The organism is Bartonella sp. A05 (genome assembly GCF_026930145.1).
In the GTDB taxonomy this organism is placed as follows: Bacteria; Pseudomonadota; Alphaproteobacteria; order Rhizobiales; family Rhizobiaceae; genus Bartonella.
In genome coordinates, this window is record NZ_JANHOJ010000005.1 from 95,413 (window position 1) to 104,327 (window position 8,915).

Here is an 8,915-nt window from a genome sequence, read left to right on the forward strand (position 1 = left end):
TAAAAAGTCACAATTGTTGTGGAGAGATAGTCATAAGAATGTGTGTGTAAATTGGATATGTTTATAAATAGTGCGATGTGTCTTAAGACAGAAATGTATTTGAGTTTGTGACATACTTTTTTCTTTTTGACCTATTCTTCGATCATGAATGTCGAGAAAATCATAAATTTGAAAGAATTATTTTCTGGCTCTCTACATGATAAGCAATTTTATAAATCTTCTTCTCTTCAATTGATGAATGGTGTGTTTTAAATTTTTCAGAGAATAGGCCTAGATTTAAAACATTAAATCTCATTTCTATCTTAATAACGCATAATATTTTGTTATTCAGCTATGCTATTCGTGCCTTCTTAAAGATTTTTTCGTCGAACAAAATTTTTTTTGATGATTCTTGGAATAAAGCGAAAAAAAATCAAGCGAAACGTTTGATATACACTGCTGACTTAGAAAGAAAAAAGCTGTTGTTGAGAATCGGTTACTTTATCTTTTTTGTTTATAAATGCTTTTAAGGCTTCTGGATAAAGTTTGTGTTCAGCTTTAAGAACTCTTTGTGCCAAACTATCTACAGTATCATCAGGGCATACTGGAACAGCAGCTTGAGCAAGAATCTTTCCTGAATCTATTTCTTCTGCAACAAGATGAACAGTGCAACCGGCAATTTTTACGCCTTCTTGCAAGGCTTTTTCGTGAGTGTTTAAACCCTTAAATAAAGGGAGTAGAGAAGGGTGAATATTGAGAATTTTTCCTTCATAGAGTTTTATGAAATGCGCAGAAATAAGCCGCATATACCCAGCAAAGCAGATAAAGTCTGGCTGATATTCAGCCAAAAGAGTAAGGATAGGCTCTTCATGCGCTTCTTTAGTTGGATAATTTTTGCGATCCACAACATGAGTGGGTAAACCATAGCTCCGTGCTTTTTCGATACCAGCAGCATGGGGGTTATCACAAATAACCGCAATTATTTCAGCAGGATACTCAGATTGTTTGCTTGCTTCTGCGAGGGAAACCATATTGGATCCATTCCCAGAAATAAAAACAATTACTTTTTTTTTCATAAATGCAGTGCACCTTTATAGACCACTCTTTTTTTTAGGCATTTTATTAAAACGCCAAGAGGGGTGATGGTTTCTCCTTGCTCTTTAAGGCTTTGGGTAATGGGTTCAACCGAGTCTTTGGCTACGATAATAACCATACCAATACCACAATTGAATGTTCGTAACATTTCTGTTTCTTCTATTCTACCTTGTTTAGCTGCCCATGAAAATACGGAAGGAATATTAATGGCAGAAAGATTAATTTCAGCGCAAAGAGAGGATGGAAGCACACGTGGAATATTTTCAGAAAAGCCACCACCTGTAATATGAGCAAGAGCTTTGATTCCTTTGCAATTCCGTATGATAGGCAGAAGTGATTTGACATAAATGCGGGTTGGTGTAAGCAGTGCTTCGCCAAGGCTTATTTGGGGATTAAAGGGAGCAGGATGATGCCATTTTAGTTTGCTTTGTTTAACGATTTGCCTGATGAGGGAAAAACCGTTGGAATGAACTCCAGATGAGCTAAGACCCAAAATAATATCGCCTTCCATAATGTCCCGTGAAGGCAACAACGCACTGCGCTCAGCTGCTCCTACAGCAAAGCCTGCCAAGTCATAATCTCCCTCTGCATACATTCCAGGCATTTCTGCAGTTTCTCCTCCGATAAGAGCTGCTCCTGCTTGCTGACACCCTGTTGCAATACCGGAAACGATTGTAGCGCCTTGTTCAGCATCAAGCTTTCCAGTTGCAAAGTAATCTAAGAAAAACAGTGGTTCAGCGCCTTGTACGATTAAATCATTGACACACATGGCTACGAGATCAATACCAATAGTGTTATGAATACCAACTTCAATGGCAATTTTTAGTTTTGTACCTACGCCATCATTGGCTGCTACAAGAATGGGATCTATAAATCCTGTGGCTTTTAAATCAAATAGACCGCCGAAACCACCTATTTCCGTATCTGCACCGACTCGTTTTGTTGAGCGTATATAGGGCTTAATTTTCTCTACCATAACATTGCCCATATCAATATCAACACCAGATTCTGCATAGGTAAGACTACGATTAGGTTCGTTATCTACAGAGTTTTGATTACTCATTGGAGCCTTCCTTATGGGAAAAATCAGATTTTGAGATTACGCAATGCCATGATAGAGTTACCTCTGCAAGAGATATTGATATGTAATACCCAAGAAATAAGTGAATGTTTACTTGACTCGAGTAGAAGAAGTTACATAATTCCACGGTGTATTAAGATTTTTTTGAGCTATTTAATGAGTAAGATATCAGATAATAACGATCACTCTACCTTGCAGTCAATGAAAAAGAAAATTAGTGATAAGGAGTTGTGGAATCATTATATGGCTTATGCGCCATCTTATGCTCAAGTACCGTTACCAAGTAGTATAAAAAGGCAAGCCTTTTTCTGGATAGGGGCTTTGATTTTTTTTGTTGCCTTTATGTTTGTTTTTGGATCGATTTTGCTCCCTTTTGTAGCAGGTATTGTATTAGCTTACTTTCTAAATCCGATTATTCAACTACTTGAAAAAATTGGTATTCGTCGTGTTTTGGGTACGATTTTGATTACTTTGTTTATTATTGTTATTTTTGTAGCTGCTCTAATAATTTTGATCCCTATTATCAGTTGGCAAATACAACAGTTCATGACCAATGGTTTGCCAATTTATGTTAATCGCATTCAAACTTTTCTTGTTGAACATGATTTTGATTGGGCAAGGCGTTATTTCGGTAGTGATCCAAACGAATTACATACCAATATTAAAGCTCTTTTAGGGCAAAGCTCTGATTTTATTACATCTCTTTTAAATTCACTTTTGAAATCAGGAAAATCTATTGTTAATATTGTTAGCCTATTTGTAGTGGCACCTGTGGTGGCATTTTATATGTTATTAGATTGGCCTCATATGGTTAAAGCAGTTGATTCATGGATACCGCGAGATTATCTCGAAACTGTCCGTAGTATTTTTTATCAAATGGATAGAGCTATTGCCGGCTTTGTTCGTGGACAAGGAACAGTTTGTTTGATACTGGGGGGATATTATGCCATTGGTTTAACTATTACAGAGCTCAATTTTGGTCTTTTAATTGGTATATTTATTGGTCTCATCAGCTTTATTCCTTATATCGGAACCATGATTGGCTTTGTATTATCTGTTGGTGTCGCATGGGTGCAGTTTTATCCGAATGATTGGGGTTCGATTATTATCGTTATGACTATTTTTTTCATTGGTCAATTTATTGAGGGCTATATTTTGCAACCAAAACTTGTAGGTTCGTCAGTGGGACTTCATCCGGTATGGTTAATATTTGCATTGTTTGCTTTTGGTTCATTATTTGGTTTTACTGGTATGATCCTTGCTGTTCCTGCAGCAGCAGCTGTTGGTGTTTTGGTTCGTTTTGCTCTTCAGACTTATCTTAATTCTCAGATGTATTCACGAAGTAGGAGTTCGGAGCCGCTAGAATGAATAAGCGTGAAACGCAATTGCCTTTAGAGCTTCCTTATAAATCGGTTTTCTCATTTGATGATTTGGTAATTACAGAGAGCAATCGTATGGCTTTTCAGCTGATTGAGCACTGGCCAAATTGGATTTTTCCTATTGCTATTTTGGTTGGAAAAGAGGGATCTGGAAAAACGCATTTTTCTAGTGTATGGGCGCAAAAAGCAAATGCTTTAAGTATTCATCGTGATGAAATTGATCAAGTTGTCGCTGTGGCTTCTTCAGGAAAATCACTTTTAATTGAGGATATTGATGCAGGCACAATTAGTGAAACAGGACTTTTTCACTTAATCAATAGTATTAAGCAGGCAAATCTTGATGCGATCCAGGCTACTTTATTGATAACCGCACGAACACTACCATCTACATGGAATTTAGAGTTAAATGACCTTAAAAGTCGTTTAAATTCAGTTATGTTAGTTACAATTGAACAACCTGATGATGCATTGTTAACTGCTATAGCTTTTAAACTTTTTTCTGATCGGCAGATTGTTGTTCAGTCGGATATTATTCATTACCTTGTGAGCCGTTGTGAGCGTTCTTTGTTTTCATTGAGGTGTGCTGTTGATTCTATAGATCGGTTGTCATTACAGAAAAAGAGTAAGATAACACGCGCTGTTGTTGGTGAAGTTCTGAATATGCAAATTCAATAAATAGCATTTATGTAGTTCCCATGGTTTAAGAAAATGTGTTACTATCTCCCTTAATTGTTTGTGCATGCGGAGAAAAAGTAATTATTTAGTTTTTCTGATTATCTCTGATAATGGCTTTTTGATGAGAAACAAAGTATAGTATCATATGTTTTTATGCAAAATAAGGACGGAAACGAATGATTACATCACATGTTTTAGAGATAAAACAAGAGTGTTATAGTCATCTGCCACTTACTATTTGCGTGATATAATCGTATTTCTTATTTCCCTTATAGATTTCAAAAATTTTTCGATGATGTTAATGTTAGCTTTAAAGCATTATATACTATAAAATAGCTGTTCTCTACTTCAAATAAGCTTTAGAAAGATTAGGAAATTATTTTTTTGTTGTAAGTAGTTATAGATATTAAAGCCATTTTTTTCAGATTGCATATTGATGTTTTGGAAATATATAGATTTTTTTGAATATGGATATGGTGAGATAGAGATCTTAGAAATGATTGTTTTTATACATTAGGAATTTTTCCCATTGCGGAGTTTAAGTTTTTTCTTTTGTGGGTGTCATTTTGCTTATTTTTGTTAATAATACATAATTGGGTAGAAAAATATTTGAAAAAAGTTATTCCTTAGAAGGAATAAAACAAAATTTTTTAAAAAGATGTGTTTTTCTCTTGCACTTTTTTCATGAAAATTTTAGGGAATATGCGTCGAAGATAAATGGCGGAGCGTAGCGCAGTCTGGTAGCGCACCTGATTTGGGATCAGGGGGTCGTAGGTTCGAATCCTATCGCTCCGACCATGTTTGCTTGGCAAAAGGTAATGAGGCATTGTGTATAGTATTTTCTGTTCCAGTGTTTCATAATCTAAAGGAAAAAGTCATGGTTGCACGTATTTATAGTCCGGCGAAAACATCGATGCAGTCAGGAAAAGCAAATACTGGTTTTTGGATCCTTCAGTATGAACCGGAGAAAGCTAAAATGCTTGAACCACTCATGGGCTATGTAGCGACAGCTGATATGGGGAGTCAGGTAAAGATTCGGTTTGAGGTGAAAGAAGAAGCAATCGCTTTTGCTATTAAAAACTCTATTCCTTATCGTGTAGAAAGGCCACATAGTTCGTTGCGGCGTGCTATTTCTTATTCTGATAATTTTCGTAGTGATCGGCAGCTGTCGTGGACACATTGAAGAGGGAGCTGTTTAAAATTAAGAAATTATCGCTTGGTCCCGTAGCTCAGATGGATAGAGCAACGGCCTTCTAAGCCGTGGGTCACAGGTTCGAATCCTGTCGGGATCGCCAATTATCAATAGAATCAATAATTTATATGGGTTTTTTATTATTTTGATTCTATTTGTTTTTAGAGGTTATCTCGCACCTTTTTGTAGTTTTTATCACTTCTATTGCTAACCGCTTTCTATCCGCTGTCTGGTATTACAGTGATGACATTTTGTCTTCAGTTCAGCAAAAAATCGCTTTGAGCTGCGAAACTGTAGCCCCTGAATTTGCCGCTCTCGTTGCTGCTAATTTTCTTAATCCATACGCTGATTTTTGAACTCCTGCTGCATTACAAGCTTCACGAAACAGGTTGCCAAAACTTTCTTTGATGATTTTTTACCGCCTTTACCACAAATGAAAGTTTCATCACCAATAGGAGCCGCTTTAAGCGTTGCAGCTAATGCTGGCAAAATTGGCAGAAAAACATCCGTTTGAAATTGGCTCTTTTCCGTCTTTCAATGAATGATATTGTCTGTGACATCTTTCCAGCCAATGCGTACCGCGTCACCCTGCCGTAAACCGGTATAAAGAAGAACATCAATCCAGACCCGTTCATGTGTTCTAAGTGGCCAACGATGATAATATTTTTCGATGTCTTCTTCGAGCCATGGCACAAAACCCTCTGTATTCAAGGATTTTGGTGGTTTGATATTGAAAGCAGGATTTCTATTCAAAAGATCATTCTCAAGGACTCAATTCAAGAGGCCATTTAAAGTTGTTAAAAAATGTTTGGCCGCGGCGGGAGTTTCACGTCTTCTTTCCAACGCATCAAGGATATGTTTTTTTCGATGCTTTTATAAGCCTGATCTCCAATATGTTTAGAGATATTGTTTGGGAACAGTTTGTTGAAAAAGCTATTTTTCTGGGTGTATTTGTTTTCCAGGGTGAATTATTTATGAATCTCTAAGCTTTTCCCTCTACCTTTGATAGTCACTGTATTTCACGACAAATAAATTTCAAAAAGCATTATGCATTATTTTTAAATAATTATATATCACTTTATATTTTACAGAATGTAATTTAAGTACAAAATGATATAATATTTTTCTACTTGAACAATTTTTATGAATTTATGCTGTCTTTGCTCTTGCATTAGTTATTCTCTGCACTAATTAGCCTTCCTGTAGCTCATTTTCTAGCTATTCATTATATTTTGATGCAGATTAAAATATTTTGATACAGATTCTCAAGGATAAATTACTTATAAAACCACAAAACTATATTGTGGTTTTATGTGTATTATGGTCTTAATATGTTTTTATTTTAGATTTAAATTTATATAAAATGAATTATATATATTTTATATAAAATACATAACATATTATATTATAAATATATAATGGATTATATAAACTGCGTAAAGTTCAGTAAGTATAATTTGGTCAGTAGTAAGTTTACCCTTTTAGTTTTCTGTTTTTAGAGTGTTCGTTTTTTAACGAATGTAATTGTTTTCAGTGAGGGGGAATAGGGTTTGCGACAGAACTATGGTCAGAATATTAAAAAGTCACGTGTGTTTGTGCGTTCTTACAACAGCAATTTTTCATTTTTCACAAAATGCATATAGTAATATAAAAAGTTATGCGTGGTCACCGGCTTTGTGTGATGTCTGTGATGAAAGTGAAGAGCCTGAAAGTTTATATCAAAAAGGGCTATATGGTGGTGAAACGCACGTAATTAAAGGGCACTTCTACAATTTTTATACAAGAGATAAACTCCCTGTGCGTGTGGAGGATATTCAGGATTCAGTGTCTCTTCCTTCTATAGTAGCAAATTCAGGCTCGATCTTTAATGTAATGGATACTGTTGTTCAGGCAACGGGTACAAGCATTCATACCAATCCGATAGCTATTTCTTCAGAAAGTGGAGCGTCTGTTCTTTTAAATAATACAAAAATTAATACGGATGGTGAAAGAGTAGCTCTCTCTAGTTCTTCTGGTGCAAAAATTACAATGATAGGTGGATCGATTACAGCGGTAGATTCTGGTGTGCTTTCTATCGGAGAGACTTCGTATATCACTTTAGATAATGTTACTATTAACTCAAATCATAAAAATACGGTGAGTGGAAAAAATACGCATAGAGTAAATGATTCAGTTTTTAATATAAGTCAGGGAAGTACTCTCGATTTAAATAAAGTTGTTGTTAAGTCTATTAATTCTCATGGCTTCAGGAGTGGAAATTCATCAAATACTTTTACCGACAAAAATCAGCCGGTTTACATCTCAAAGGATGATTTGTATTTGAATACAGTTGATGTTGAAGATTCAATTATCACGATATGGGGTAACAAATCATATGGCATATTTTTTGAAGAGAAGGCTGCAAATGAACAGAAAAAGAATCCTTTTAAACAAGGAAATTTTAGGTTTAGCAAGACAAAAATAGATGTTCCAGATAGTACGGCTATTTATACAAATGCTAAAGGATATCCCGCTTTTTTCTTTTTAACAGACACAAATATTTCCGGTAATTTATTATTGCAGGTTAAAAATGGCGCTACTGTAAAGGTTACCGCTGAAGGTTCTTCACTTACAGGCGGAGTTCGTGTTCATGATAAGGAAATTGTCGATTTTTCTTTGATGAATGGCTCAAAATGGACTTTAACAACAAAGAAACAGAAAGATTTGCAGGATACAGACTGGGGTATAGATTCACATAATTCATTTATTTCATCTGTGCGTCTTTCCGATAGCGATATTGTTTTTGATAAACCAGTACGCGGCGGTTATCAGACACTCAGCATTGGAAGTAAAGGATCGAGCAATGCTTACATCGCGGAGGGAAAAGCACAGGTTTATCTCAATACATATCTGAATGATGGTGGTTCACTTGTAAATCAAGTGACTGATCGGCTTTTAATTCATGGGAATGTTGTTGGAAGCACGACAGTTCATATATCGCCTGTTAAAGGAAGCCCAGGGGGGAGTACGGGAAGTGGCAGAAATGATCAAGGTATTTCAATTGTTCAGGTTTCTGGAAATGCAAAGCAAGATTCTTTTAAATTAAATGGTGGTTATGTTGCGTTAGACAACTTACCTTATCAATATCGGCTTTATGCCTATGGTCCAGATTCTATACGGGGGAAAGCAAATACCGCTCAAAGATTGGTGAAAGGCACGGGAGATTTTTGGGATTTTCGTCTCGAAAGTAGATATATTCAGTCTCCTTCTATACCTAATCTCGTTTCCGATAATCATGATCTAGAAGCTAAGATTTCTAGTTCTAATCCTCATATGAACTCTTTTTCCATTATTTCTATGGCAAAACCTGAGACATCAGTTGCTATTTTTTCTCATTCTGCTGTTGCCGATCTTAGTTCTGTCTCTGGTGAGACGAATTTAGAGCATATGGTTTATGATTCATCTTCTCATCCTAATTCTGTTCCTACAGCTTTAGTAACGGGGCTTTCAGGCACGTCTTCTAATCTTAGTTCTG

At 35.8% G+C, this 8,915-nt stretch carries 5 protein-coding genes, 2 tRNA genes and 2 pseudogenes; 6 read left to right on the plus strand and 3 right to left on the minus strand.

Annotated elements, in window-relative coordinates; genetic code table 11:
• Positions 1–443 precede the first annotated feature (443 nt).
• Positions 444–1,055, minus strand: a complete 612-nt coding sequence (purN, locus tag NPX98_RS05985) for a phosphoribosylglycinamide formyltransferase (RefSeq protein WP_269023246.1) — start codon at positions 1,053–1,055, stop codon at positions 444–446.
• Positions 1,052–2,137, minus strand: a complete 1,086-nt coding sequence (gene purM / locus NPX98_RS05990; RefSeq protein WP_269023247.1) for a phosphoribosylformylglycinamidine cyclo-ligase — start codon at positions 2,135–2,137, stop codon at positions 1,052–1,054. The genes purN and purM overlap by 4 nt, the downstream gene beginning before the upstream one ends.
• Positions 2,138–2,311: 174 nt before the next feature.
• Here purM and NPX98_RS05995 point away from each other — a divergent pair, with 174 nt between their 5' ends.
• From NPX98_RS05995 to NPX98_RS06015, 5 genes are all read left to right on the plus strand, one after another.
• A complete protein-coding gene (locus tag NPX98_RS05995; RefSeq protein WP_269023248.1) occupies positions 2,312–3,523 on the plus strand; it encodes an AI-2E family transporter in 1,212 nt (403 codons plus the stop codon).
• Positions 3,520–4,209, plus strand: coding sequence for a DnaA regulatory inactivator HdaA (gene hdaA / locus NPX98_RS06000; protein WP_269023249.1), 690 nt, complete (start codon positions 3,520–3,522; stop codon positions 4,207–4,209). Before NPX98_RS05995 ends, hdaA begins: the two co-directional genes overlap by 4 nt.
• A gap of 721 nt (positions 4,210–4,930) precedes the next feature.
• Positions 4,931–5,007, plus strand: a tRNA-Pro gene (locus NPX98_RS06005).
• A 79-nt stretch (positions 5,008–5,086) separates the two neighbouring features.
• Positions 5,087–5,392, plus strand: coding sequence for an ETC complex I subunit (locus NPX98_RS06010; protein ID WP_269023250.1), 306 nt, complete (start codon positions 5,087–5,089; stop codon positions 5,390–5,392).
• 35 nt (positions 5,393–5,427) lie between these two features.
• A tRNA-Arg gene (locus NPX98_RS06015) sits at positions 5,428–5,504 on the plus strand.
• Positions 5,505–5,639: 135 nt separating this feature from the next.
• Here the strand turns inward: NPX98_RS06015 and NPX98_RS06020 are convergent.
• A pseudogene (locus NPX98_RS06020) lies at positions 5,640–6,312 on the minus strand (tyrosine-type recombinase/integrase); the annotation flags it as partial.
• Between the two features lie 652 nt (positions 6,313–6,964).
• Here NPX98_RS06020 and NPX98_RS06025 point away from each other — a divergent pair.
• Positions 6,965–8,915: pseudogene (locus NPX98_RS06025) on the plus strand (hypothetical protein); the annotation flags it as partial.

Excerpts from the sequence above, each read along its gene's own strand:
- purN (WP_269023246.1), bottom strand. The coding sequence starts at position 1,055 with ATGAAAAAAAAAGTAATTGTTTTTATTTCTGGGAATGGATCCAATATG.
- purM (WP_269023247.1), bottom strand. The coding sequence starts at position 2,137 with ATGAGTAATCAAAACTCTGTAGATAACGAACCTAATCGTAGTCTTACC.
- NPX98_RS05995 (WP_269023248.1), top strand. The coding sequence starts at position 2,312 with ATGAGTAAGATATCAGATAATAACGATCACTCTACCTTGCAGTCAATG.
- hdaA (WP_269023249.1), top strand. The coding sequence starts at position 3,520 with ATGAATAAGCGTGAAACGCAATTGCCTTTAGAGCTTCCTTATAAATCG.
- NPX98_RS06010 (WP_269023250.1), top strand. The coding sequence starts at position 5,087 with ATGGTTGCACGTATTTATAGTCCGGCGAAAACATCGATGCAGTCAGGA.